Source organism: Paraflavitalea sp. CAU 1676 (assembly GCF_029223285.1).
In the GTDB taxonomy this organism is placed as follows: domain Bacteria; phylum Bacteroidota; class Bacteroidia; order Chitinophagales; family Chitinophagaceae; genus Paraflavitalea.
The window spans coordinates 334,047-359,978 of the sequence record NZ_JARHUJ010000012.1 but is presented as its reverse complement, the minus strand read 5'-3'; the positions used below and the strand labels follow the sequence as shown (position 1 = coordinate 359,978).

Below are 25,932 nucleotides of genomic sequence, written 5' to 3'. Positions count from 1 at the left end.
TTTTTTCTGCGATTCTGAAAACCGGTAACTCTCACGGCTTTCGGATCCTGTTACCTTTTTGACCATATGCTCCATAAATGTCGTGTTTTATGGAAACTGTATAGCTATTTTGGTAAAGGACAATCAACGCCTGCAAGACACCATCCCCTAAAAACGCATTAGCGCCCCAACAGACCACCCCAAAGCACCGACCAAGAGGAATGCCGCAAACTCGCAGATCGCGCATTAAAAACCTTCCGGAGGCCGCCACAAGCCTCGTCACGACACCCGCACCCAACCGCGTCTCCCGTACCGGCAGGTGCCCTCGTCCCCGTCCCTGCAAACAGTCCTGCAGCAACCGTTACCCGTACGGGCAGACGGCCCTCCCCGCCTACCCATCTCTTCCGCATGGCCTGCACCCAGCCTGAAACACCTGTCTTTTCATTGACAAACCCCAGGCTCTATGGAGGCCAAATTTTGGCGGCAGAAAGCCAATACTCAGCCCATGCAACAGCTTCAGATCACCTACCTGTAAAGCTCACCAAGTAACAACTGTTCACCTGTAAAGCCATTTCAGTATTGACCTGCTTGCCTGTAAAGCCATTTCCTTGATCCCCTCCTGATCCCGCTCCCATCATTCCCTGATCAACCCCATAGCTGGTCCTGATCTGGCCCTGGGTAAGTCGTGGGTAAGCAGTGGTCCCGACCGTACCATGACCGTATCACAACCGTACCAGGAGGGTAGCCTGACCGTACCCTAAGACCGATTTAACCGTAGTGGATGTTGGGCAGAAGCGCCCAAGTGTGAAGTATATCGTGGAGTAAAAAGCATCAATTAAAATATACGAAATTTTATGCCCTTTTCCAAAACAAAAAGGCCAACCCGAAGGCTGGCCCTGATTTGTAAACCATAGTAGAACGTAGGATAAGCTATGGAATAGCTTAATATTGGTCGTCCAGCGCAAATACCGGTTTGCGGTACATCCACTGGCCACCTGTAAAGTCAGGAAATTCAACGGTCTCATTACCCAGTTCGATCGACTGCTCGCTGAGTGGCGTAATCGCACTCCATACCGCTGCATCATATACATCCATCGCCGTGGCCACCTTGCGCTTGGCCGACTCGATGAAGGAGTTGATCACGAAGAAGTCCATGCCACCATGACCAGCGCCCGCCGCCGAATTGCTGTACTTGGCCCACAGCGGGTGGTCGTATTTATCCAGCCAGGCCTTCTGGTCGTCCCAGGTATGGCCTTTGGCCGATTTGCCTTCGATATAAATGCTCCTGTTCACATCCATCCACAAACCTTCGGTTCCCTGTACCCGGAATCCCAATGAGTAAGGCCTTGGCAGGTTCGTATCGTGCTGCAGCAACACCGTTTCGCCATTGGCGCAGGAGATCTGCGTAGTAACGATATCACCCAGTTTGAAGTTCACTTTTGCATTGGGATGCGTTTCACTTCCCTCTTTCACCACATAATTGTGCAGGCCACGGGCCTTGGTAGAGAAAGAGTTCAGGGTGAGAAAACGGTTACCCCGGTTGATGTTGATATAATGTGCGATGGGGCCTACACCATGTGTGGGGTACAGATCGCCATTGCGGTACACCGAGTGATTCGTACGCCATTTGGCTTCGGAGAAGGCCTTGTCGCCAAACTCAACACCCTTGCTTCCATCAGCATTATTGAACTTCACGTTGCGCAGGTCGTGCTGATAGCCACCCTGCAGGTGCACCATCTCGCCAAACAATCCCTGACGCACCATATTGAGCACCGCCATTACATCACGGCGGTAACAAACATTCTCCAGCATCATCACATGACCCTGGTACTTCTCAGCAGCCTTTACTACCTCCCAATGGTCGGCCATGGTAATACCGAGTATCACCTCTGTACCCACGTACTTGATCCCCGCTTCGAGCGAACCAATGATCATGGGTTTGTGCCACTCCCAGGGCGTAGCGATCACTATCGCTTCAATGCCCTTCTTCTCCAGCATTTTCTTCCACGCATAATTATCGCCGGTAAACACCTCAGGCATCTTCTTGCCACTCTTGGTGATCATGCCTTTAGCCCGGGCCAGCATCTTATCATCCACATCGCAGATCGCCACCAGCTCTACATCGTCGCGTTTCAGCAAAAGGTCCAGGTGACTCATACCACGAAGGCCCACGCCGATCATGGCTGTCTTAACCTTAGCCTCCGCTTTGTTCGAGGCGAATAAACTCTTACCGGGCAGTACCAGGGCAGCCGCGGCCAAACTGGTGTTTCTTACGAATTCTTTCCTGTTCATGAATCAAATTTGGTTTGGTTGATTGCATCCGGCCAGTGTCAGCATGCCCGGGATCATCAATATTATGAAGCATATCGTTTCATCGTACGTGCAACCGGTAGCGCAAAAAAGCAACTTACCGGATCACGGGTTGATGCATCACCAGCGTGGGCACCACTTTCTCGTTGTGATAAGTGCGCGCGCCATTGGTGGGCATCCCTTTCTCATTCAGTATACGGATCATCAGTTCCATCGCCTTATTGCCCTGGCCATATGGATACTGCTCTATAGAAGCCAGCGGCGGATAGGCCGTATAGTTGGTGATGGGCAGGTTGGCGTAGCTCACAAATGCAATATCCTTGTTGATGAGGATATTGTGCTGCTCCGCATATTGCACCGCATCCATGTGCACATAGTCATTGAACGTTACAATGGCGTGGGGCCGGTGCTTGAGCGCCAGTAATTTCTTCATGGCCTCGTGCGTGCTCTCGCGCGAAAGGTCGGTCGTCTCCACCATCTGCATATCGATCTTGAGCTTTTGCTTCGAGACGCCTTCGAGGTAACCTTTTAGCCTTTCCTTACTGGCCGACAGCTTATCGGGTCCGTTGATGAAGGCCACCCGGCGATAACCGCGGTTGAACAGCCAGTTCACCATTTCGGTAGTACCCTTGTACAGATCGCAATACACTTTGTGCGCCTGTTCCAGCTGGGGTACCCGGTCGAAGTACACTACCGGGATATCATACTTATCCAGCGCCTGCAGGTGATCGTATTTGTTGGTTTCTTTAGAAAGCGAAATGATCAATCCGTCCACCCGCTGCTTCTTCATCGTTTCCACCACCTGCTTCTCACGATCGGGATTGTCGTAACTCTGTCCAAAGAGAATGGTGTAGTCGTGCTCCATCGCCGCAGCCTCGATACCGCTGATCGCCTGCGAAAAGAACTCTTCGCGGATAAAGGGCAGTATCACCCCTACGATGAATGATTTGCGCTGCTTGAAAAAGATAGCCTTCGCATTGGGCTCGTAGTTCAGTTCCTTCGCCAGTTCCTGCACCCTCGTTTTGGTACGTAACCCGATACGCGGGTGGTCGCTCAAAGCTCTCGATACGGTCGAAACCGAAACATTGAGACGGCGGGCAATCTCTTTTACCGTTGGCAACTTGTTCTCCATCGTTGATAATTTTTAAGATGAACAAATGGCTATTCAAAATGCAGGCTGCCAAAGGAAGCCGGCACATGAAAGTTAGGTGTCGATGAATCAATACCCGACCAGGCCACAAAATGGGGGTCGGGCAGCAGGTCGCCGCACTTGTAAAAATTGGCGCGGCAATCCTTGCCGGATAAGGTCAACGGTTGATGATGCAGGAAAATTGACAATGGAATAATGATCGTCAGTTCCCAATGAATAGTACCGGCAGCAGGCTGCCGGTTGATGGATGTATGGATAGCCACCTGCTCCACCACGGGTGCCGGCAGCATATTGCGCTCATGCTTCGACGGTCCGAAACCGATCAGCGCAGTACCGATACAATTGAATTCAAGGTTATAATAGGCATTGTTATCAAAAGCAATGAAGAACTCCACACAACTGTCTTCCCACACTTTTCCATTTACCTGGTTGGCGACAGCGCGAATGGCTTTCTCTGTTACATAATATTTCAGAAAAAGCCGGTCTGCCTGGTGCCCCATCGCAAAATGAACCGTGGGCTTGTAGGGATAACTGGCCATCCAGGGAGCTTCCGCAACAGGCTGCTTCACCAGGGCATCCAAAGCAACACCAGCCGCTTTGATGTCTTGCGTGTTGTTGAGGGAAAGCTTGTTGATGGTCAGTTTCTTCATATCAGTTATTTTGAAAGGACAAGGTCTTTGTTCGTTGCTATGATCAGGGCAATTTTTCCAGGTCAACTTCCGGCTGATGGCTACCGCCTGTGCGCTCGAAAGAGGTCCTGTACAACGTGTACTGGTTGAAGAAGCCGCAGTTCTTCAGGAAGAACTTATCCCCTTCTACCCCACCGGCATAATCCTTACGATAGCCTTTGGCAGCCGTATTATCATACGTGAAACCTGCTTTCGACAGGGAGATCCAGTTGCCTTTTACATCACGGATCCACTGGTTGCCAAACAATACCCTGCGCTCCAGGTGCCCCTGCTCGGGATTGAAATTCTCGAGGAAGGAATGGAACCGGGTAAGGTGTTTATTGGTCTTGGGCCTTTTGAATGACGCGATCAGCATCCATTTGGATTGCTCCGGATCATAGAAATAAGCCGTATACGTTGTATGGTTGTTGTTATCGGGTACGCCTCTCAGCAGGAAACGGTAAGTAAGCCCGGCCTTCCAGGGAAAACGCAGGTAACTCTGTCCGCCCGAACCTTCATTGCCAAACTCACCGGTGTGCACGCCTTCGCCTTTCTTCAGCATGGTGATGCGCATATCTTCGGGAATGCTTTTGGGGTCGTCGGTAGAGAATGGGCTCCAAACCGAGAACAGTATCCTGCGCTCAGTGGCGGAATTCGCCTGCATACCGAAGTATCCTTCGCCGAACCCATTGGCCATGTAATAAGAACCTATTACATCCTGCCCTACGGGTACTGTGACCTCGTTGTAAAACCATTCCGCCTGGGTGCTATCAGCAAACGGATAGTTGAGGTGTACGGAAGGGCCGCGGCGGCCCCAGTAAAAGAAATTGCCTTCGTTGTTCTTCACATAGGCTGTGGCCGTATTGATCGCCGTGCCGCTGATCTCATAGTCGCTGATAGCGGGAAACTCATCGCCTGTACGGCTTTCACCTTCGAGGCGGATGGCGATATAGCCGGTATCTTTTACCTGCCATTCGCCGGCGGCAGCCCACTGGTCAACACCGGCACCCACGGGCACCTTCTTCTTTTTACCGGCAATCGTCATCGTGAGCTGACTAGCCTGCGCATTGCTGGCTTTCAGTTTCACGACCATCGAACCGGGTGTATTGATGCGCACGTAGGTGATGAAATACACCTCCTTGTTCTTCCAGCGTTCAATGCCATTTCCAGATACCTGCCTCCTTTCGGCGCCACCGAATGCCCAGGTATTGCCACCGAGTGGTACCTGTATAGTGGCACTGGCCGCTGCACTGAAGGGCGGCGGCACATCGGCCGGTAAGGGTGATGCCATCAGCGCCGTTGTAGTCAGCAAGGCCGGGATGACGAGAATTTGTTTCAAAACAGTGGGGGTTGTCATTAGCGTACGGGTTTAATCCAATAACTGTATTGGTGGTTTTTATAAGGGATACGGTATTGTTCCAACGGTTGTGAACCCCAGCTGTCGATGCCCTGCAAGCCAAGCTGCTGCAAGTCTACATGCAGGTAGATCTCTTTGCGCTTTACCAGTTCACCGGAGTGATATTGTTTCTTGTCAGCTTCCGGATCGAGGTCATCGATGTTATAGGGCAATGCGGCAAAGTTGAGCAGGTTATCGGTCATTTCGAAACGCAGGCCTTTTCCTTGCTGATTGGTCAATGCTACCCAGCGCACATCGGCTTTGTTGCCGCTTTCCTGCGGTCTTGCATAGGGGAAATATTGTTCATCGAGCGTTTGCGCGTAGATGCCAACGGGAGAGGCTGTTTTGCGATCCCAGTAATTCTCCCAGGGGCCGCGGCCATAGAAACGGATATTGCTGAGCTGTCCGTTCAATTGCAGGTCGTTACCCACGCGGAACAGCAGCTTGTGCTTGCCCGCCACCGCCTTGAAACGGTTGTCTACTTTAATGGCGCCATCGCCATATACGGTAAAGGTTTGCTCGGCCACCGCATCGCCATTGAGGAGCTTCTTGGTGATCACCACTTCGTACCCTCCGGTAATAGCCTGTTTGGTAACCGAAAGCTCTGTGCCCTTTTCAAAGGCATCGCGCCAGTTGCGCAGTGAGTGATTGAACCCGGCGCCGATATCGTTGTCGGTAGGCGCACGCCAGAAAGCAGGCTGCGGTCCTTGTTGTAATAGTTGTTGTCCCTTGAGGGTATATCCATTCAGTACACCACGGGCCAGGTCGAAGCTAATGGTGAAGTCTTTCGCTTTCAATACCAGCTGACCGCCATTTTCAGCCACCGTGATGTTGCCTCCTTTAGCCGGTGCAGCCGTATAGATCACCTTGTCTGCCAGCGGCAATTGCTCCGCCGCGATCACATAGCCCTTTTCCAGGAATGGCTCAGCGTCTTTCAGGGTATAAGTAATATTCAGGAAGTACTCATGGCCTTCGCTGATCTTGTTCTTATACGGAATAGCGAGATCGAGCTGTTGCTGGGGCGCTATCGACAGCTGGGGAATGCTCCCCTTCGCTACTGCTTTGCCATCTTCCAGCAACTCCCAGTTCAGTTGAAAGTTGTCGAGGTTGCGGAAGAAGTAGCCATTGCGCACAGATATCTCCGTATTGCTTTTCTTAATGGTTTTGATATGCTGGTATACCTTCTTTACTTCGATGGCCATGGGAGTCAGTCCGCGATAAGCCGTCACCACACCCTTTACACAGAAGTTGTTATCGCTGAAGTTCTCGTTCACGGGGCCGCTCAACGGGAAGTCGCCGCCATAAGCGAGGATGCGTTTGCCGTTCTTCACGGTATCGATACCCTGGTCGATCCACTCCCAGATGAAACCGCCCTGCAGGTAAGGATGCGTTTCGATCTGATCCCAGTATTCCTGGAAGTTACCGAGGCTATTGCCCATGATGTGCGCGTATTCGCTCATCACCATCAAGCGGTCGGGATTTCGCTGCGAATACCTTTCGAGCCAGCGGGGCGAAGGGTATTGCGGCACGATCATATCAGTATTGTAATCATTTTCGGCGCGCTCGTATTGTACCGGGCGGCTATCGTGCTGCTTCAGCCAGTCGTAGGCCTCATACATATTCGAACCATTGCCGGCTTCGTTGCCCAGCGACCAGGTCACCACGGCGGTGTGGTTCTTATCGCGCTCATACATGCGCAGGATCCTGTCCATATGGGGCTTCAGCCACTGGCGGTCGTTGGCGAAAGTGGTTTCGAGGTCATAATACCGGCCATGCGATTCGATATTGGCCTCATCGATCACGTACAGGCCGTATTGATCGCACAGCTCCATCCAATACGGATCGGGGGGATAATGAGAATGGCGAACAGCGTTCACATTCAGCTTCTTCATCATTTCCATATCCTTCTCCATATCAGCATGGGTAAGGGTATGGCCCTGGGTGGCGTTGTGCTCGTGTCTGTTAACGCCCTTCAGGAAAACTCTTTTACCGTTTACCAGGAAGTTGCGATTCTCGATCCGGATATTGCGGAAGCCCACGCGCTGCGGAATTACTTCCAGCACGTTGCCGGCTTTGTCTTTCAAGGTGAGGTACAGCGTGTAGAGATAGGGCGTTTCGGCCGACCAGGTCTTTACGCCAGGCACCTGGCGTTTGAACTGAACGGTAGACCGGTAATTGCCCAAAACAGCCTGTACATTGTTGGTGGCGTCTTTGAGCACGCTAGTTCCTTCCCGGTCTACCAATTCAATCTCGATGGAAAAAGTATCGGGTTTACTGTGTAAGGTTCTTTTGTCGATCTTGTAACTGTTCACGGTGGCATCGATGGTGAGTTCGCCGGTGGTGTAGTTGTTGCTGAGGTCGGCCATCACTTTGTAGTCGTTGAGGTCGAGCTTGGGCGTTGAATAAACAAACACATCCCGTTCGATACCGGATATGCGCCACATGTCCTGGCACTCGAGATAGCTGCCATCACTCCAGCGGTACACTTCGAGCGCTACCAGGTTCTCTCCTTCCTGTACAAAGCGGGTGATATCGAATTCGGCAGCCAGCTTGCTGTCTTCGCTGTAACCTACTTTCACACCGTTCACCCAAATGAAGAAGGCCGACTTCACAGCGCCCAGGTGAATGAATACCTGGCGTCCGTTCCAGTTGGCGGGCATCGTAAACTTCTTGCGGTAAGAGCCTACCGGATTATTGTGTTCGGGAATATCAAAGGGAGGATTCAGGTTACGGCCGGTCTTCGCGCGACCGGTAAACTCATAGGGGTGATTGACGTAGATCGGCAGTCCATATCCGTTTACTTCCCAGTTGGCAGGTACTTTGAAATTATTCCAGCTGGCATCATTAAAATCTTTCTTGTAAAAATCAACCGGTCGCTGGGTGGGGTCCTGTACCCAATTGAATTTCCAAAGCCCGTTGAGGGAAAGAAAAAAAGCGGATTGTTCTTTTTTACCGCTGGAAGCCAGTTGCCTGTTCTCGTAAGCGAAGGCGGTGGCTTTCATCGGAAGCCTGTTCACGGAGGTGATCTCGGGCGATTGCAGTTCTGCAGGAATGGTTTGGGCCATCATCATCAGTGGCGCCGCGATACACCATCCGGTTAACATCAATTTCATCATTCAATATAAAAACGGTGAACAAATACCTTGCTAAAGGTAGCCATAACAAGGGCGGTTTGCGAGTCTTCCATACAATTTCACACAATCGGTTGCAACAATCGGTTGCGTGCGTGGAACAGTCAGTTATCCTTCTACTTTACTGCCTTGTGCGGCGTACAAAGCGTCGGTTACGATGCTATTGAGCAGGGGTTCTTTATCGAGCAATTGCTGCAGCAGGGCCGCCTGATTTTCGGCACGATCGGCATTGTGGCGTGGATGACGGGCTTTATAGTACACGTCGTTGTTCAGGTAATCGGTAAGAAAGCGCAATGCCTGCATGTAGATCAGGAATTTGCCGGCATATACGAAATGCTGTTTTTCCTCGCGGCTCAACAAAGGCTGCATGGCCGACAGGTAACCGGCCACGATGGCCTGGAAATAATCTTCCCGCACCGTGATCAGCGAAAGATCTGTTTCCTCTTCATTCACCGGGCACAGGTAGGTGCGCATCATATCGCCTACGTCGCTGATGAAATAACCGGGCATCACGGTATCCAGGTCGATCACGCAAAGGCCGTTGTCGGCTGTATCGAACAATACATTGCTGATCTTGGTATCGTGGTGGGTAACCCGCAGGGAGAAAGCAGGATTGCCCGCAATCTGGTTGTAGGTGGTAATGATGGACGATTGTGACTGGAGGAAAGCGATCAACTCCTTCATTTCGGCCTTGCGTTCTTTATTCCCTTGCTCGAGGGCGGTCGTGAACTGTTGGTAGCGGAAGGGCAGGTTATGAAAATCGGGAATGGTCACCTTGAGACGGGAGGCATCGAAACTCGCGCAGAGGCTGGTGAAGCGGCCAAACTGACGGGCTGCTTCAAAGGCCTGCTTGGGCGCCTGTACCGTTTGCAGGGTACAGGATTGCTCGAGAAAGGGCGCCATCCGGTAATATCCGTCCCCCTCGACGACAAAGAGATCCTGTCCATCCAGGGTTTGCAACGGAGTAATAAACAGGTATTCGGGGTGCTGCTTTTGCAGGTGGTCTGCAATTGCGGCAACATTGAAGGCGATATCGGCCGGTTGTTTGAACACGGCATGGTTGATCTTTTGCAGGATATAGGATTGGGAATGGTCGTTGCGCGTTACCTTCCAGGTCTTGTTGATGAGACCCATGCCGAATTCTTCGATAAAGACATCACCAGTTTCCAGGCCATAGGCTGCCAGTATATTCTTGAACATAGAGTAATAAATGCTGCTTCTTAATGTGAAATAGCATAAAAGCAGGGCATACCCGCTCTTATACGGCACCGAATTTAGTGGAGGAAACGGCTCGGCGGATGTGCAACCGGTTGTGCATATATTGGGTGCCAGGGCAGCCAGGAGGGCGCTTAGAATTGAAGAAGCCGGGCTCTCACTTCCCGTACTATTTGTTCATAGGGTTCAAAATCCTTTTCGGAAAGCCAATGAAGATTGGGCAAACAAGCCCAGTGAAAACAAAATCGAAGGTATTCAAGGAAGGTCAGGTCATAATCATCGGTAAACCCAACCACGAAATTATCTATCTGAAGTTCTTCCCCAATAATCACAAAAGGACCTGCATCGCCGCTTACATTTTCCTTATGAAACTGGTCAGGAGTGAACATGTAGCCAACACAATCCCGCTCCCGGAACTCAACTTCGTAAGTCAAAGGTTCAATATCACTCCAATCGGAAAAACTATCAACATAGAGAGCATCCAACAATACTTTGTTTTCAATACCCTCGAATTCGCCTCTGAAATCCACCACATCAAAGCGGCTTATGAACGCTGCAAAGAACAAAGGCAGATGGCCCGATACTTCCTCAAAATCGACGAAACCAGTCTTGATGGCCAGCTTTTGCTCGTATTGGCTCGGGCTACCGACAACAACTGGCTGATTGAACGGATTCATATCACCAAAGTTCACATATCGATACCCGTATTGTCGAAGTATGTCCCAAACAATCGCAACATTCTGCTCAATACGCCTCAGTGCTTCCTGCATAATCTTGTCAACCACTACGCGCTCGGCCAGCGTTAAGTTTCCATATTTTACAAAAGCGATCTCACGCCAGGCGTCGGCGCAGTTACCGTTCAGGTATTCCTTGTAAACAGCTTCGGTGATCATAATGCTTTAAGAAAAGTGAGCGAATTTAATCATTTTGCAAGTCCGCCTCCCCAATCAACATGCATCACATTTCTTTTTTTGGGGCAGACAACCGGCAATCCTTATTTTCATAATCTATATGCGATCGCCAATCCATACTTCCCTACTACTTTTTGCAGTTTTTTTGCTTTCTTGTAAGCTTCAAGCCCAGGAACGTGACCTGGCCACCCTCGAAGCGCTCGACTCGACCTTTTCATTGTATACGTCCAGGCAGCCTTCGGACCTGTTCCTGCACACCGACAAGAATGTGTATGTGCATGGCGAGAACATCTGGTTCAGCGCTTACGTGATGGGGTATGACACCACTGCTCCGCAGCACACACTTTATACCGTACTGGTGGAAGAAGCCACGCAAAAGATCGCGGCGACGGAAAGGTTCGTGCTCGACAATGGCCTCGGCGGCGGCACCCTCTTTTTGCCCGATAGCCTGCCGCTGGGCGAATACCGTTTGCTGGCTTATACCAATCAATACCTAAACCATACCCGGCAACCGGTGTTCCAGCAATCGATCAGCCTCCGGGGTAGTGAGCCCAATACCTTCAAACTATCGATACTACCTGCTGCTGCCAACGCAGCCAGCAGCGACTCGGCTTTCTTCATGGTTAAAGTGCTAACCGAGTATGGCGGCCTCGCCAGCGGCGGCACCGTAGCGTATAGCCTGTTGGCCGATGGCAAACCCCTGCAATCGGGTAATCAAAAGATCAATGCATTTGGGGAGCTATCATTGGGTGTAGCTAAAGCAGCCGTACGCGGCAAAAGGCTGCAACTACTCGCCACGGTTACCCGCGACAAACAGAAACAGGTGATCCGGACGGCCATACCGCTCTTGCTCGACGAAGCGATCATTAAACTATATCCGGAAGGAGGCAACCTCGTGCACCTGCAACCGACCAGTATGGCCCTGGAAATCAGGAATGGCGCTGGTACTCCCCTCGCCCTCCGTGGACAGCTTTTGGCCAACGGGAAGGTGGTGGCCGCTTTTCAAACCAGTCGCTATGGCACCGCCGTGATCGATTGGATACCGCAGCTGGGAAATAATTACACCATCCGGCTCGACGATGCCACCCATCAACCCGTATATCAGGTACCACCGATTGCGCCCGAAGGCTATAGCCTGCACCTTCGCGATGGAGTTACCGGCGACAGCACCCTACTGGTAGAGATGGGCACACCCGGCCCCGGCGCCTGTCACCTGGTAGCGCACAACTACCGGCAATCGTTTTTCTCCGGCACCTTCCGCACCACCAAAGAACGTGCAGCATTGCGTATACCCACCAACGACATGCCCGAAGGGGTGGTAACGCTGACCTTCTTCGATTCTACCGGCACACCACGGGCAGAAAGAGCCGTGTACATTCGCCGGCGGCAGCCCCTGCAGGTTCAACTAACAACCGACTCTGCCCTCTACCACCACCGGTCCAAACTACAGTTAACAGTTAAAGTCACCAATCAGCAGGGACAGCCCGTAACCGGCATCTTTTCGCTTGCCTGCGTATTGGCGTCGCGCATCGATACCACCCGCGCTTACGACATTGGCCGGTACCTGACCTTCGACCGTTTTCTGCCGGCGCCTGCTACCCTGCCGGCCGCCGACTATTTCACCAACGATCAAAACATTCAGGAGCTCTTGCTCACACGGTACTGGACGCGGTATAAATGGGAAGAGATCCAAAACAGCCCTCCCGTGGTTCAACAGGAAGAAAAGATCTGCGACATGGGAGTGGTCACTTACCGGGAGCGGCCGGTCAGGAAACCCGTTTCGCTTATGATCATCACCGGCAAGCAAACCTATACGCTGGCCACCGACTCTGCAGGGCATTTTGAACTTCCTGCCCAGGCACTGGCTACAGAACCCGGCAAGAAGGTCATCATTCTGGTAAGCGATGTAAAAGATTTCAAGGACTACCGGGTCACCATGCGCAATCCATGCAGTATACTGGATACGGGCTTATCCCATCAGCATTGGCCCCCGGCCGATTTTATCCGGGCCGAGCTGTCCGTGCAGGAACAGGACCATCTAAAGAAAGCCTTGCAAGCCGTGGTGGTCACTGCCAAAAAGGAAAACCACTATGGGGGCTCTGTATTCAAAAGCGCCAACTGCAACGACTGGGTATGCATGTACAATGTGCTCAACTGCCAGAACCATCCCACGGGCTCGCAGCCGGTGGACGGTCAATTGTATAACTACAGGGGCATGCAGGTGGTGTATGAAGGTTGTAAGGACGACACGCCGCCGGGCTTTCTGCAACAGGTACAGGGCGTTTCTTACCCCAAAGAATTTTATGTGGCAGACTATGAAAAGTTCAATCCTACGGAACCCGAGCTGATGTCGACCGTGTACTGGAATTACCAGGTGGTCACCAATCAGCAGGGAGAAGCCACGCTGCAATTCTCGACCAACGACCTCAACGGAAGGTTTGTGGCCGTGTTGCAGGGCATTACCGGCCAGGGCGCCATCAGTGGTAAAACCTGGTTCAAAGTAATCCCGCCTTCCGACGCGCCTGCTGCACAGGCACCCCAATGAAACCCTGCCAGCCATGTTACCATTCCATAAAATCTTTTGTCGAAATCATGGTTTCTCTTGCAGATAACATACCGGCCGCGGCAGGTTAAACTAAATCCCGTAGCTTTATGCTATTCATTTTTTCGACGCCGGCCTCCAGGCTGGCATAGTATTTTATACAGGTTCATTCTTTAAACTTTCAAATACCATTTAATTATGAAACGCACAGCAAGCGCACATTGGAACGGCAATTTAAAAGAAGGCAGCGGCGCTCTCTCCACACAGAGCACCACGTTGAATAAAACCCAGTATTCTTTCAAGACCCGTTTTGAGGAAGGTGTTGGCACGAATCCCGAAGAGTTGCTGGCAGCTGCTCATGCGGGTTGCTTTACCATGGCCGTTAGCGCCGCGCTGTCTCAGGCAGGTTTTACCCCCGGCGATCTGGACACCCAGGCGATCCTCGACCTCGACATGGTAGCCCTCAAAGTAAATGGTATCCACCTCGAGTTGAAAGCTGCTGCGATCGACGGTGTATCTGCCGACAAGTTTAACGAGATCGCCAATGGCGCCAAGGCAAATTGTATCATTTCCAAAGCCCTGAGCGTGCCCATTACCATGAGCGTTACTTACCAATAACCGGTGCTATAAGTAGTTGAAGGCCCATTGCGACAAGCAATGGGCTTTTTTGTTTTTTACCCTCCAGGCTGCTTCCGAAGGCCCTGACACTATTTTACATGACAGTTCATTGCACGGTCACTACAACTCGCCACGCATTTCCCGAAACTCACACAGCATCACCCCCAAAGCCATTGCGTATCAATAGGATAGACTATACTTTAGTTCATTATAAAATCCTATTACATGAAGAATGTTCTCTACAAGTCAAGTCTTGCCGCTATTTTATTAAGTGCTTCGTCCATCAACGCCCAGGATTGGAAACCTTTGGGCGATGCCATTACCCGCAACAACAAGATGGCCTTTTCGGTAGGTAATAATGGAAATGTGTACGCCGCGTACGACAATACCATGAATGGCGTGAACGTGAAGACCTTCGATGGCAAAAGCTGGGGCAACGTGGGCAAACCCGATTTCTCGGGCGCGTACGCTACGATGATAGACATTGCCACAGCAGCAGATGGCACTCCCTATGTAGCTTATAAGTGCCGCAAGAAAGGCACTACCGGCGACCTGGCCTATGTTGAAAAATACAATGGTAAGGAATGGGAAACCGTTGGTGGCGGGCCTGTAAGCGTAGGAAGTATTAATTACATCACCCTCGCTTTCGATAACAACAACAAGCTGTATTGTGCTTTTGCCGATTACAAACGTGGCCGCCTGGCGGTATCGCAACTCGACAACAATGCCTGGGTGGAGCTGGCTTCTCCGCAGGATCAGGCTACCTGCGATGAGATCACCCTGCTATTCACCAAGGCCAATAAGCCGGTGATCTGCTTTGCCGATAGCAAGAATGGCAAGAAGGTAACCGTAAAAACCTTCAATGGCACACAATGGGACCTTACCGGTGCTGCTCCGGCATCTGACAAAGAAGGCCGCTACATTCACATGGCACTCGACAGCAAAGACCAGCCCGTAGTGGCTTATCAATATACCTGGGATGGAAAGATCCTGGTGAAGAAATTCGATGGCAAAGCCTGGGTAAACGTAGGCGACCCGGTATTTGCCAGCGGCAACGACAACGTATCGCTGGCACTCGATGCACAGGATAGCCCTTATGTATCGTACCATGTGACCAGTTCACACACCATCAAGGTTAGCAAATTCGATGGCGCTAAGTGGGCCGAAATAACAGCCGGCGGTACCGGAAGCTACTATACCGGCCTGGTGATGAAAAAGGGAAACCTGTACCTAACTTTCCAGGAAGATGGAAAAGGCGGCGTAGTAAAACAAATGGCTGTCAAATAATTCAGTATATTACATACAGCAGCCTGCTTTGAAATGCTGCTGCCATGTCCTGCATACTAAAGTTTAAGGGGGCCGATGTCGAAAGACATGGGTCCCTTTTTTGTTAACGTAGCCGTAAAACCTGCCCTTCCTTGTCCAAATGGTTATTTCTGTATATTTGTTACCCGAAATGAAACCATCGCCATCTTATATTTCCCCTTTTGCGCAGTTACTACTGCCGGTTAACTATTACATTCCCGGTTAGCTTCCCTGATCAGTTTTTTCCGTGCACCCTGCTTTCCATACTGTTTTACAGATCAATTTGCCTATATGACTAAAAAAGACAAGACTATTTTACACGTTACTTCGGAAGTTGGAACACTTAAAAGATTACTGGTACACAGTCCGGATAGCGGACTTGGCCGCGTAGTGCCCTCAAAAGCGCAGGACTGGTTGTTTGAAGACATTGTGCACCTCGAAACCATCCGGCGCAAGGAATATGACTATTACACCAAAATACTGCTCTACTTCCTCGATCCCGGCAAGATCAAAGGGCGCTTACAGGAAATAGATGCTGCCGATAACCGGCGCAACTTCTACAAGCCCGAGAAAAAAGACTTCTTCCAAAGCGAAAAGGTGGTAGAGCTGGAATGGCTGCTGGCGGAGATACTGGAAGATCATGAGATCCGTCTTAAACTGGTAGCCTCCGTGTGTGCGGTGGAACAATGTTCCTATACCACGCAAACCCAGTTGCTGGAACTACCACCGGCGCAGCTCTCGAAAGTGATGATCAGCGGCACACTGGCGGGCGACGACCTGCTCTTCCCCCCTATCCCCAATTTCATTTTTACCCGCGATATCGGCATCGTGATCAACGATCACGTGCTGCTCAATAAACCAGCAAAGAAAGCCCGCACCCGCGAAGCACTATTGGCCAAGTACATCTTCTTCAACCATCCGCTGTTCGAAAGATACCGGGATAATATTCTCGAGATCCCCGACACTTTCCATCACTTTCTACTGCCCCGCGATGGTGATGAGAAAAAGGTTACCCTCGAAGGCGGTGATGTAATGGTAGTGAGCAAAGACCATTTGCTGGTGGGTGTGAGCGAACGCACTTCGATGGAAGCCGCTCACCAGGTGATCAATATGCTCTTCGAAAAGAATATCGTGAAGAAGATCACGGTGATCAAGATACCCAAGAAACGCGACTACATGCACATCGATACCATCTTCACCCAGGTAAGGCGTGATGTATGGGTAATGCTGGGCGCGTTCTCTAAAAAGGTGATGAAACACGAAGATGATGATGCCGTAGAACGCATACTCGAAGGCGGATTGAAAAAGGATGAGAAGATCAAGATCATCCAGTTTCGTAAAAAGGCACTGGAAGAACCCAAGTACTTCGATAACCTGGAAGAGCTGCTTACCGATATCAGCCGCAATGACCTGGGTTGTGAAGGCAAGATCAAATTCATTTACTCGGGCAACAACAAGTTCCCCTACGATACCCGCGAACAATGGACGGACAGTTGCAACCTGCTGGCGCTGAAAGAAGGCGTGGTATTGGGTTATGACCGCAATGATAAAACGGTCGAGGCCTTTCGCCAGGCAGGGTTCACTGTAGTGCCTGTTAAAGAACTGCTCGACCAGTTTGAACAGGATATTACCCAACCCGAAGACCTGGAGAATACCGTGATCCTGATGCCATCGGCCGAGTTGTCGCGCGCAAGGGGTGGTTTCCATTGTATGAGTATGCCGCTGGTGCGCGAAGAAATTGCAGACAAAGAATAGGAACCTGTTCTATTAAAAACTATATCCGGAATACATCATGTCAGTTACCCCATATATCTTAATGATCAGACCGGTCAACTTTGGCTTCAATGCCCAAACGGCCGTCAACAATGAATTCCAGGTGCCGGGCCAGGATGCCCAGGCCCAGCAGAAAGGGCAGGAAGAGTTCGACGCTTTCGTATCCATGCTCCACAACAACGGTGTGGACGTTACGGTCGTCAACGATACGCCCGAGCCCCATACCCCCGACTCTATTTTCCCCAATAACTGGATCTCTTTTCATGCCGATGGCACGGTATGCCTCTATCCCATGTTTGCCGATAACCGCCGGCTGGAGCGCAAGCCGCATGTGATTGAAAAGCTGAAAGAAAGATTCGTCATTCAACAAACCTATGACCTCACGCACTACGAGCTTGCAAACCGATTTCTGGAAGGAACGGGCAGCATGGTGCTCGACCGCGACCTTAAGCTGGCCTATGCCTGTCTGAGTCCGCGTACCGACCGGGGCATCGTGGAAGAATGGTGCCGGGCGATGGATTTTCAACCCATCATCTTCGATGCGTTTGGTTCTACGGGCCAGGCCATTTACCATACTAATGTGGTGATGTGTGTGGGCGACCGCTATGTGGTGATCTGCCTCGATGCGGTGTTGAAAGCGGAGGAGCGTGAATTATTGGAGAATACCATCGATCAATCGGGCAAAGAACTGATCCCCATTACGCTCGACCAGATGAACCATTTTGCCGGTAATATGCTGCAGGTGGCCAGTATACAGGGTGAAACGTTGCTGGTGATGAGTTCGCAGGCTTACCACTCCCTCGCGCCCGAGCAGGTTAACCGGCTGCGTAGCTATAACCGGATCGTGCATGCTCCCCTGCAAACCATCGAGACCAATGGCGGGGGCAGCGCCCGCTGTATGATGGCGGAAGTATTCCTGGAACGACTTATTACAGAATAAAGGAAGCAGTCCTTCCCAAACAAACGGCATACTCCATTGGGGTATGCCGTTTGTTTTATATCGTATACGTCAAATAAAAGGACAGTTCAGGACGGACATGCAACTCTTTTGGAGGAAATTAGGTCAACGAAAAAATGCTTGTCATGAAGTATCTCTACTCATTGTTGGTTGTTGGCGCGGTTGCCGCAGGCGGCTGCAAAAAGGACAAACAACCTGCGGCCACGGTTACCATCGCGGTGCAGTCTAACTTTGGTTTGGCGGCGTTGGTGGAGAACCCCAACCCTGCCGATCACCGGTTTCTATGCAACCTCGGTAGCAGCGACCCCAAGCCAATCTATAATTGCACCAATGCTGTTTACCTGAAGAACCTGCCGCAAAATCTTGCCGTGGTGGGTAAGAAGATACGCTTCACGAAGTTCAAGGATAACGGTCAGCCTCTGCTGTTCTCTTCTATCAACCATGCGCATGAGCTGGAGGTGTATGATGCGGTAGAAGTGCCCTGAGGCAAGGTTGGGAGATTTTGCCTGCGACCGGGATGCAAAGCAGGTAAGGCCAGTTAGTTTGCCAGCAACTCAGGCCGGTATTCGAAGTGCATGGTGTCGTAGTGGTACCATTTGCCACCCCAGATGAAGCCGTGCTTCTCGAAGATCTCGACGATCTCCCAGGGAATGCGGTTAATGTATTGGGGGATCTTCTTTGATTCGTCGGTCGTTTTATTGTCCCACTGCCAATAGTTGGAGAATCCTGTATTGATATCGATGGCTATGCCATAGCTGTGCGTGCTGAGCCGCGTGGTGCCTTTAATGACGCGCCAGCTATAGGTACCGGCCGCTTTTTGCAAATAGGGCAACATGGCTGGTAACTTTTCCAACTCATCCGACACCGCCTGCAGTTTTTTATCTACTCCATTGATGCGAGTTACTTTTAGTTGTTGTGGCGCTGTTTTAGGCAGCCAGGTGATGGTCACGAAGTTCTTTTGTACCTCAGCGGGGGTGGCGCCGTACATGGCTTTAAAGAAGCTATCGTTGCGGATGCGGCCGGGATCATCCAGTTCGGCGGGCCGGGGCGTTTTCCCTTTAACATATACGGTGTTCAACTGATCCTGTAGGTCGGCCTGGGCGTATTGCTGCTCCAGGGTCTTTTGTTTGCCGTCGTCCCAGGGCAGGCGGATGCCGTTCTTAAAAATAACCTGGTTGTTGTTGATAACGGAGATGCAGTCGGGATAGGCTTTCAGCAGGCGCTGGGCGGTGTTGGGAGCGGTGGCATCCTGGGCCTGTGCGAGTTGACCTAGAAAGATGAAAGTCAGGGCCAGTAAGGCACGGTGCTTTATGGACTGAATGTTTATTTTGCTTCGACGACTATACATTGGATTGACAACAATTATAGGCTCAAAATACAACTAAGCGGGGCAATTCTCGTAACTGGATTTTGGTGCGTCTCCGTTTTATTGGTTCGGCGTTTCACAACCTGTAGGTGCACCAGCTGCCCTTCCGCTTTTGGTGTAAGAGGCCTGTTTTCAAAAGTTGTGCTATTTATACGGGACCGGTACGGGTCGGGTACGGAGCGGGTACGGGAGCGGCTGGGAGGCGGTGCCTTTTGCATGCTCCGCCGTTGATCTTTTTCCATTGCTCTTGCACCTTCGGCGAGTCCTTTTCTTCTCCTGCCTCCTGTATAGCAAACCTACTGTAAGCCATTGCAGGTCTCCAAATCTTACGGAGTGAATTTTTGAGCGTGTCAGGTTATGTCATGACAAAACATGACATGGGGGGATTGCCTGGGATTTTTTTGATGGCATTCGCTATACAGCGAATTACATGTTCTCAAGACGCATCCTGGAATAATTTTCTTTATCTTGGGCGAGCGATTGGCTTGCTGGTAACTTCCAAAAACAACCCAGATAATGCGCCAATCGAATAGCAATTCCCACTTTAAGACTACTGCCAAACTATCGTCAACCCTCAAGGCCCTGTTGCCTGTTTTATCTTTCTTATTAATTTTTGCGGCTCCTTCCTATACCCAGGTTGTTGGCAACGATAATGTGCAGCGCATTGTCCATAAACTGGCCAACGAGCTCGTCGACAAATATCCGTTCCCCACGATCTCCGAAAAGTACCAAAGCACCTTACTGAAAAACCTATCTGAAGGCAAGTATAATAACCTTAATGAATCGGCATTAGCCGGCAAGCTGACTAGTGATCTGGCAAAAGTGCACCGCGATGTGCACCTGAATATATTTGCGAATGCTGACCTGTTCAAAAACTTAACAGTCCCCTCAAATGGCGAGGAGGCTCCTAATTCAGAAACGGAATCCTTGCGACGTGGCAATTATGGCGTTAAGTCGGTTGAAATGGATGCCCTTACCTCGACCGCCTATATCAATTTTCCCGGCCCCTTCCTTGCCAAACAGGAAGCCTTTGAAACGGCGGCTGCCGCGATGAATTTAGCGGCCTACAGTAAACATGTAATTATCGATATCCGCTCCAACGGAGGCGGCTCTGGTGAAATGGGGCGCTTCCTGGCTTCCTACTTTTATGAAGCAGGCAATGAGCAGTTTTACCTGAATGGCTTTTATAAAGACCGCACGAAGGACGTGCAGGAATGGACCTATTCATACGTACCGGGAAAAAGGAACCCAGGCGCCAAGGTTTACATTTTAGTGGGCAGGGGCACCGGCTCTGCGGCTGAGGGATTTGCGTATGCCATGCAGAAACTGCACCGTGCAGCGATCGTTGGCGATACCACCGCCGGGGCAGGTATTGCCGGCACCTATGCACCGCTCGATAATAATCTGGTTGTTTTCCTTCCGTTCAAAATGGTGGTTGGCCCCTATACCAATACCGGTTGGGAAGGAACTGGTGTGATACCGGATTCGCTGACCAGACAAACAGATGCGCTGGCAGCCGTGCGCGTGATGATATTAAAGGAAATCGCAAAAGCGCCATCATCCCCGGCGGAGCAGGAAGTGGTGGAATGGCTGATTGACGAAAACAATTCAACCAATACCCCAACAAGTAACCTTAACGGCCGTTATGCAGGATTGGCAGGCAAATACAACAACCATTTGACGATTACCTATGCCGCGAATGGCTTTACCTGGACAAGAACAGAACCCGGTAAAGCAGTTCAGCACTACCAATTGAAAGAACTGAAGCCCGATGTGTTTACGATCGTGGACCTCAACAAAGACCATGGCCCCAATAGCTCGAGGGTTTATATCGTCCGCAACGCAAGCGGTAAGATCGAAAGCCTCACCCGGAAAACGCTGTTGCGTAATGGCACTATTTATACAACAGCTCAGGCGTTCCAGCCATTATAGTGGCAGCCTCCCTTCATTGTTGTCTGCCTGCAGTTCAGGTTAGCGCAAACAACCTGCAATCTGTCGCATTGGCCCCTTGGTCGATAGCGGTTATTGTTCCATTTTCGTAGTACAGAGCTGCGGAAAGGGATCGTATGCGCCTGCGGCCCTGCATAACCGTCAAAGAAAGAAATCATGAAGCAATTGCTCACCTCTGCCGGGATCAGCAATCCGAGTATTCACAACGCATTGGTTGACCTGCTGGGCAAACCCATTGCCGAGGCAAACGCCCTATTCATACCCACCGCAATATACGCCATAGCCGGAGGTGGTGACCTGGCCCGAAGGGTGATCAACGGATCGCTGGGTGATCCCTTTTGCGAAATGGGTTGGAAGTCTTTGGGATTGCTGGAACTCACCGCGCTGCCCAGCATCAAAGAAGAGCTTTGGGTTCCCCTACTGCAAAAGACTGATGCGTTACTGGTTGGTGGTGGCGACTGTCAGTACTTGACCTATTGGATGCAGCTATCCGGATTGGCAGCGCTCCTGCCATCGTTGCTCAGCAAGATTGTGTATGTAGGCCTGAGTGCGGGGAGCATGATCATGACCCGATATGGAACCACCTATGGAAACCACACGCTGCCTGGTGAAACCGACAAATCTTTGGGACTGCTTGATATTGCCATCCATCCTCACCTGGACCATGAGTGGTTTCCCAACAACTCCTTAGCCAATTTGGAAAAGCTGGCTGCCGCCCTACCCATGCCTTCTTATGCGATTGATGATCAAACTGCGCTCAAAGTAACTGACGGCACTATTGAAGTAATCTCGGAGGGGAATTGGAAGCTGTTTGGGCAGTAGTCATCAAAAATAAAAAGCAGGTCGTTAAACCCGCTCTACCAACTTCAATCAAAACATTACCAACGTTACCCAGCTTAGGATTCTATCAATGTGAACACGTTGTCAAAATAAAGGTCCTCTAACATAGTATTTATGGCTTCTGTTATAACCTTTTCATCAATTACCTTAACGATACACATATCTGATGCCCAGAAAAAAGAGCCATTATTACATTCACCACTATTTTGCTCATAGTGTGTCATTAAGTATTGAATATTGATTAAAGTAAAGAATGTCGCAATATACCTTTTGGAGTCTGTAAGTTCAACGATAACATCGTGGTTAGCGTTCAACCTATCATTAATGACCCCTATTATTTCCAAACTCTTAATTTTTCTATTCATATACTTCTTTCAATCTATTTACAACCTGACTTTGATTGTTTTTGTTAGATCCCCAACATCTTCTTCAACCCTTCCGCAAAGCTCACGGGTTCGAAGCCGAGTTCTTTACGCGCCTTATCGATAATGAAGCCAGTTTTGGGAGGACGTTTGCCCGGTTGCTTGAAGGTGGAGGCATCGACTTTGGTGATCTTGCTTTTATCGAGCTGCAACAGATCGGCAGTTTGAATAGCGATATCGTAGGGGGTTAACAGGTCTTTCCCGGATATGTGGTAGACTCCCGTTGCCTTTTGTTCTATGATGAGTACAATGCCTCTGGCCAGGTCTTCCACGAAGGTGGGCGTACGCCATTGGTCGGACACTACCCTGATGTCTTTACCCTGCTCCAAACTGTCCTTCACCCAGGATATGATATTGCTGCGCGTACCCTCGAGCGTATCGCCGTATACCAGACAGGTACGTACAATGGCCCAGCGTATAGAGCTGGTTTCTGTCATCGCTTCGGCCTGCATCTTGGTAAACCCATAATAACTGATGGGTTTCAGGTCGTCGTCTTCTTTGTAATTACCCTGCTCCCCGTCGAAAACAAAATCGGTAGAGATGTATATGAAATGGCTGCTGTATAACTCTGCGTCTGCGAGCACAAGTGATGTACCGGTTACATTGATCTTTTCGCACTGTTCGGGCGCCAGTTCGCATTCATCTACCTGCGTCATCGCGGCGGCATGCACCACCACTTCCGGCTTCACGGCGTCCATCACTTCCTGCACATCTGACGGGTCGCTCACATCAAGTGTACGATATGTATATCGATCGCCAACGCCTTCGGGATGCAGACGGGCATCGCCTTTACCGGTTCCGATCACCGTAAATCCTTTTTCCAGCAATTGCATCACGAGGTGCTGTCCCAATAGTCCATTGGCTCCAGTAACAAGTACTTTCATACGGCAAAAATAAGCAAGCGGTTCATAAATGCGCAAGACTGGCAGAAATACGGCGGGTCAACAAAAAATGCTGTCCTATAATTCCTGCAAGCTAACGGCCCCAAAAGAAGATGCCGCCCCGTAAGGAGCGGCACTTGTGGCAAAGGCCAGTTATATGATTAGCGGGTCGCAGGTTGCATTTGCTGCTGCGCCGGGCGAGTCTAGCTAAAACCCTTTCTTTTGACCGCCATCACCTGTACCCGTCTTAAACTTCGGCGTAAAGTTCATATTCGAGAAGGTGAAGCAATAGATATCCGCAATGCCTTCCAGCGCCTTCGCCGTATTGCTGGCGCCATGGCCCGAGTTGGTGTCGATGCGGATCATCACCGGGTTGCTCCCCTTGTGCATAGCCTGCAAGGTGGCTGCATACTTGAACGAGTGCGCCGGTACTACGCGGTCGTCGTGGTCGGCCGTGGTGATCATCGTAGCCGGGTATTGTAAGCCGGGTTTCAGGTTATGGATGGGCGAATAGGCATAAAGATTCTTAAAATGATCTGCGCTATCGCTGCTGCCATACTCTGCAATCCAGTTCCACCCGATGGTGAACTTATGGAAGCGCAGCATATCCATTACGCCTACCTGCGGAATGGCCACCTTGAACAGGTCGGGCCGCTGATTCATCACCGCGCCTACCAGCAATCCGCCGTTGGAACCTCCGCGTATTGCCAGTCGCTTGCTCGATGTATACTTTTCTTTGATCAGGTATTCGCCTGCGGCGATAAAGTCATCGAATACATTCTGCTTTTTAAACAGCATACCGGATTCGTGCCAGGCTTCGCCATACTCGGCTCCGCCACGCAGGTTGGCCACGGCATATACCGCGCCCTGCTCGAGCCAGGGTATCAGCGTTGAACTGAAGGAAGGCAGCATGCTGATGTTAAAACCACCATAAGCATACAACATCGTGGGGTTGTTGCCATCGAGCTTCAGTCCCTTCTTGTGCACGATGAACATCGGCACTTTAGTGCCATCCTTGCTGGTATAGAATACCTGTTTGGTTTCGTAGTCTTCGGGATTGAAGGCTACTTCCGGCCGACGGAATACCGTGCTGGTACCCGTAGCGATATCATATGTATAGATCGTTGGCGGGAAGGTGAACGAGGTAAAGGTGTAAAAGAAGAATTTATCTTCCTTTTTACCACCAAAACCACCGGCCGTACCAACGCCGGGCAGTTTGATCTCACGGATTAGTTTGCCGCTATAATCATATTCGTATACGCGGGTAGTTACATCTTTCAGGTAGCTCACATAAAGGCGTCCGCCGGCGGTGCCCACATTCTGGATGGGTTCCTTTTGCTCGGGGATGATCACTTTCCAATTCTCTTTGGCCGGGTTGGCGGGGTCGAACAGCACCACCTTATTTTTCTCAGCGCCATCGTTGGTGAACAGCAGGATTTTGTCGCCGTCGTTGTCGATAGGACTATAAGTGAACTTCCCTACGGCTGCCACAATGGGTCTGAAAGTATTATCGCCGCCCTTGCTGTCGCGGTAATAAAGCGCATTGCCATCGAAGCCCTTGCCGCGATCGCTGATCGACAGGTAGGCCAGGCGTTCGTCTTCGCTGGTGCTCAGGAAATGGAAGCGCTGGGGGTTGGCTTTGTCTTCGTACACCAGCTCGTCCTGCTCCTGGGGCGTGCCCACGGTGTGGAACCAAACCTGGTGGTTTTCGTTCTTCGACGACAGTTCCTTACCCTTTTCGGGCGCGGGATAGCGGCTGTAATAGAAGCCCTTACCCTGCCAGTCGAGTCCCGACACTTTTACCCACAGGATGGAATCGGTAAGGTCTTTGCCTGTTTCCATGTCCCGGACGTACAGGGTGCGCCAGTCGGACCCGCCCTTCGATATGCCCCAGGCGGCGTATTTACCGTCTTTCGACAGGTTGAAATAGGCCAGCGAGGTGGTGCCTTCGGCCGACAGCTTGTTGGGGTCCATCACCAGTTCGGGGGCCGCGTCCAGACCCTTTTGGCGGTACAGGACCGCCTGGTTCTGGAGTCCGTCGTTCTTGTAGAAATAATAGTATTCGCCGTTGCGGTCGGGGGCGGAATATTTGGGGTAATTCGCCAGTTCCTCCAGTCTTTTCTTCATCTGCGCCCGGTAGGGTATCTTATTCAGGAAGTCGAAGGTCACTTTGTTCTGGGCCTCTACCCAGGCCTTGGTCTCGGCACTATTGTCATCCTCCAGCCAACGGTAGGGATCGGCCACCTTTACGCCATGATAATCATCGACTTGATCTGTTTTCCGGGTATTTGGATAGCTTCCCTGCCCCATTGTGGCCGTACTTACTGCAAAACTCATAAAAAGTAATATATAGTTTTTTTTCATAACAGAAGGGTTGTTATGGCAAGATTACTGATTTTCAGACATCCACCGCTGCCGTTCGTGTATCAAACTAAAACCTTATTTTTGGGCCGCATTTTAAAAAAGAGGGCCTGATTATCAACATTTCTTGCATTATTTTGGAGATTTTCTTAAAAA

General features: G+C 50.8%; 19 protein-coding genes. 8 read left to right on the top strand and 11 right to left on the bottom strand.

The genetic code is table 11. The features are described from left to right. Positions 1 to 921 precede the first annotated feature (921 nt). The 7 genes from P2H89_RS33555 to P2H89_RS33525 all read right to left on the bottom strand — a co-directional run bounded on the left by P2H89_RS33555 (position 922) and on the right by P2H89_RS33525 (position 10,742). Positions 922 to 2,271: a Gfo/Idh/MocA family oxidoreductase gene (locus tag P2H89_RS33555; protein WP_275835593.1), complete on the bottom strand. Its 1,350-nt coding sequence runs from the start codon at positions 2,269 to 2,271 to the stop codon at positions 922 to 924. Between the two features lie 115 nt (positions 2,272 to 2,386). Continuing rightward, entirely contained in the window at positions 2,387 to 3,421 is a 1,035-nt protein-coding gene (locus P2H89_RS33550; protein ID WP_275835591.1) for a LacI family DNA-binding transcriptional regulator, read from the bottom strand. A gap of 29 nt (positions 3,422 to 3,450) precedes the next feature. Beyond that, the gene (locus tag P2H89_RS33545; protein WP_275835589.1) at positions 3,451 to 4,089 is read right to left on the bottom strand and encodes a carbohydrate-binding family 9-like protein; all 639 of its coding nucleotides are present in this window, start codon (positions 4,087 to 4,089) and stop codon (positions 3,451 to 3,453) included. 43 nt (positions 4,090 to 4,132) lie between these two features. Continuing rightward, the gene (locus P2H89_RS33540; RefSeq protein ID WP_275835587.1) at positions 4,133 to 5,446 is read right to left on the bottom strand and encodes a DUF3472 domain-containing protein; all 1,314 of its coding nucleotides are present in this window, start codon (positions 5,444 to 5,446) and stop codon (positions 4,133 to 4,135) included. A gap of 17 nt (positions 5,447 to 5,463) precedes the next feature. Then, positions 5,464 to 8,616, bottom strand: coding sequence for a glycoside hydrolase family 2 TIM barrel-domain containing protein (locus P2H89_RS33535; protein ID WP_275835585.1), 3,153 nt, complete (start codon positions 8,614 to 8,616; stop codon positions 5,464 to 5,466). Positions 8,617 to 8,742: 126 nt separating this feature from the next. Continuing rightward, positions 8,743 to 9,834, bottom strand: coding sequence for an aminoglycoside phosphotransferase family protein (locus P2H89_RS33530; protein WP_275835583.1), 1,092 nt, complete (start codon positions 9,832 to 9,834; stop codon positions 8,743 to 8,745). Between the two features lie 149 nt (positions 9,835 to 9,983). Beyond that, the gene (locus P2H89_RS33525) at positions 9,984 to 10,742 is read right to left on the bottom strand and encodes a hypothetical protein (RefSeq protein ID WP_275835581.1); all 759 of its coding nucleotides are present in this window, start codon (positions 10,740 to 10,742) and stop codon (positions 9,984 to 9,986) included. Between the two features lie 118 nt (positions 10,743 to 10,860). On the opposite strand from P2H89_RS33525, the gene P2H89_RS33520 reads away from it, so the two are divergent. The 6 genes from P2H89_RS33520 (at position 10,861) to P2H89_RS33495 (ending at position 18,441) form a co-directional block, all read left to right on the top strand. After that, complete coding sequence (locus P2H89_RS33520) at positions 10,861 to 13,305, top strand: hypothetical protein (RefSeq protein WP_275835580.1); 2,445 nt, start codon at positions 10,861 to 10,863, stop codon at positions 13,303 to 13,305. 195 nt (positions 13,306 to 13,500) lie between these two features. Next, positions 13,501 to 13,920: an OsmC family protein gene (locus P2H89_RS33515; RefSeq protein ID WP_275835578.1), complete on the top strand. Its 420-nt coding sequence runs from the start codon at positions 13,501 to 13,503 to the stop codon at positions 13,918 to 13,920. Between the two features lie 225 nt (positions 13,921 to 14,145). Further along, positions 14,146 to 15,207: a hypothetical protein gene (locus P2H89_RS33510; RefSeq protein WP_275835576.1), complete on the top strand. Its 1,062-nt coding sequence runs from the start codon at positions 14,146 to 14,148 to the stop codon at positions 15,205 to 15,207. Between the two features lie 309 nt (positions 15,208 to 15,516). Beyond that, positions 15,517 to 16,980 carry an arginine deiminase family protein gene (locus P2H89_RS33505; RefSeq protein ID WP_275835574.1) on the top strand — a complete coding sequence of 488 codons (1,464 nt, stop codon included), beginning with the start codon at positions 15,517 to 15,519 and terminating at the stop codon, positions 16,978 to 16,980. Between the two features lie 37 nt (positions 16,981 to 17,017). Further along, positions 17,018 to 17,938, top strand: a complete 921-nt coding sequence (locus P2H89_RS33500; RefSeq protein ID WP_275835572.1) for an arginine deiminase-related protein — start codon at positions 17,018 to 17,020, stop codon at positions 17,936 to 17,938. Positions 17,939 to 18,081: 143 nt separating this feature from the next. After that, entirely contained in the window at positions 18,082 to 18,441 is a 360-nt protein-coding gene (locus P2H89_RS33495) for a hypothetical protein (protein WP_275835570.1), read from the top strand. A 53-nt stretch (positions 18,442 to 18,494) separates the two neighbouring features. On the opposite strand, the gene P2H89_RS33490 is transcribed toward P2H89_RS33495, so the two are convergent. Continuing rightward, complete coding sequence (locus tag P2H89_RS33490; protein ID WP_275835568.1) at positions 18,495 to 19,304, bottom strand: M15 family metallopeptidase; 810 nt, start codon at positions 19,302 to 19,304, stop codon at positions 18,495 to 18,497. Between the two features lie 534 nt (positions 19,305 to 19,838). Between P2H89_RS33490 and P2H89_RS33485 the strand changes: the two genes are divergently transcribed. Beyond that, complete coding sequence (locus P2H89_RS33485) at positions 19,839 to 21,254, top strand: S41 family peptidase (RefSeq protein WP_275835566.1); 1,416 nt, start codon at positions 19,839 to 19,841, stop codon at positions 21,252 to 21,254. Between the two features lie 174 nt (positions 21,255 to 21,428). Next, positions 21,429 to 22,094 (top strand): Type 1 glutamine amidotransferase-like domain-containing protein, encoded by a 666-nt coding sequence (locus tag P2H89_RS33480; RefSeq protein WP_275835564.1) that lies wholly within the window; start codon positions 21,429 to 21,431, stop codon positions 22,092 to 22,094. 74 nt (positions 22,095 to 22,168) lie between these two features. Here the strand turns inward: P2H89_RS33480 and P2H89_RS33475 are convergent, their stop codons facing one another. From P2H89_RS33475 to P2H89_RS33465, 3 genes are all read right to left on the bottom strand, one after another. Next, positions 22,169 to 22,477, bottom strand: coding sequence for a hypothetical protein (locus P2H89_RS33475; RefSeq protein ID WP_275835562.1), 309 nt, complete (start codon positions 22,475 to 22,477; stop codon positions 22,169 to 22,171). Between the two features lie 44 nt (positions 22,478 to 22,521). Then, on the bottom strand, positions 22,522 to 23,418 hold the full coding sequence (locus tag P2H89_RS33470; RefSeq protein ID WP_275835560.1) for an SDR family oxidoreductase: 897 nt from the start codon (positions 23,416 to 23,418) through the stop codon (positions 22,522 to 22,524). A 204-nt stretch (positions 23,419 to 23,622) separates the two neighbouring features. After that, entirely contained in the window at positions 23,623 to 25,752 is a 2,130-nt protein-coding gene (locus P2H89_RS33465; RefSeq protein ID WP_275835557.1) for a prolyl oligopeptidase family serine peptidase, read from the bottom strand. Positions 25,753 to 25,932: the final 180 nt, after the last annotated feature.

Coding starts and splice junctions, on each gene's coding strand:
- P2H89_RS33555 (WP_275835593.1), bottom strand. CDS start 2,271: ATGAACAGGAAAGAATTCGTAAGAAACACCAGTTTGGCCGCGGCTGCC.
- P2H89_RS33550 (WP_275835591.1), bottom strand. CDS start 3,421: ATGGAGAACAAGTTGCCAACGGTAAAAGAGATTGCCCGCCGTCTCAAT.
- P2H89_RS33545 (WP_275835589.1), bottom strand. CDS start 4,089: ATGAAGAAACTGACCATCAACAAGCTTTCCCTCAACAACACGCAAGAC.
- P2H89_RS33535 (WP_275835585.1), bottom strand. CDS start 8,616: ATGAAATTGATGTTAACCGGATGGTGTATCGCGGCGCCACTGATGATG.
- P2H89_RS33530 (WP_275835583.1), bottom strand. CDS start 9,834: ATGTTCAAGAATATACTGGCAGCCTATGGCCTGGAAACTGGTGATGTC.
- P2H89_RS33525 (WP_275835581.1), bottom strand. CDS start 10,742: ATGATCACCGAAGCTGTTTACAAGGAATACCTGAACGGTAACTGCGCC.
- P2H89_RS33520 (WP_275835580.1), top strand. CDS start 10,861: ATGCGATCGCCAATCCATACTTCCCTACTACTTTTTGCAGTTTTTTTG.
- P2H89_RS33515 (WP_275835578.1), top strand. CDS start 13,501: ATGAAACGCACAGCAAGCGCACATTGGAACGGCAATTTAAAAGAAGGC.
- P2H89_RS33510 (WP_275835576.1), top strand. CDS start 14,146: ATGAAGAATGTTCTCTACAAGTCAAGTCTTGCCGCTATTTTATTAAGT.
- P2H89_RS33505 (WP_275835574.1), top strand. CDS start 15,517: ATGACTAAAAAAGACAAGACTATTTTACACGTTACTTCGGAAGTTGGA.
- P2H89_RS33500 (WP_275835572.1), top strand. CDS start 17,018: ATGTCAGTTACCCCATATATCTTAATGATCAGACCGGTCAACTTTGGC.
- P2H89_RS33495 (WP_275835570.1), top strand. CDS start 18,082: ATGAAGTATCTCTACTCATTGTTGGTTGTTGGCGCGGTTGCCGCAGGC.
- P2H89_RS33490 (WP_275835568.1), bottom strand. CDS start 19,304: ATGTATAGTCGTCGAAGCAAAATAAACATTCAGTCCATAAAGCACCGT.
- P2H89_RS33485 (WP_275835566.1), top strand. CDS start 19,839: ATGCGCCAATCGAATAGCAATTCCCACTTTAAGACTACTGCCAAACTA.
- P2H89_RS33480 (WP_275835564.1), top strand. CDS start 21,429: ATGAAGCAATTGCTCACCTCTGCCGGGATCAGCAATCCGAGTATTCAC.
- P2H89_RS33475 (WP_275835562.1), bottom strand. CDS start 22,477: ATGAATAGAAAAATTAAGAGTTTGGAAATAATAGGGGTCATTAATGAT.
- P2H89_RS33470 (WP_275835560.1), bottom strand. CDS start 23,418: ATGAAAGTACTTGTTACTGGAGCCAATGGACTATTGGGACAGCACCTC.
- P2H89_RS33465 (WP_275835557.1), bottom strand. CDS start 25,752: ATGAGTTTTGCAGTAAGTACGGCCACAATGGGGCAGGGAAGCTATCCA.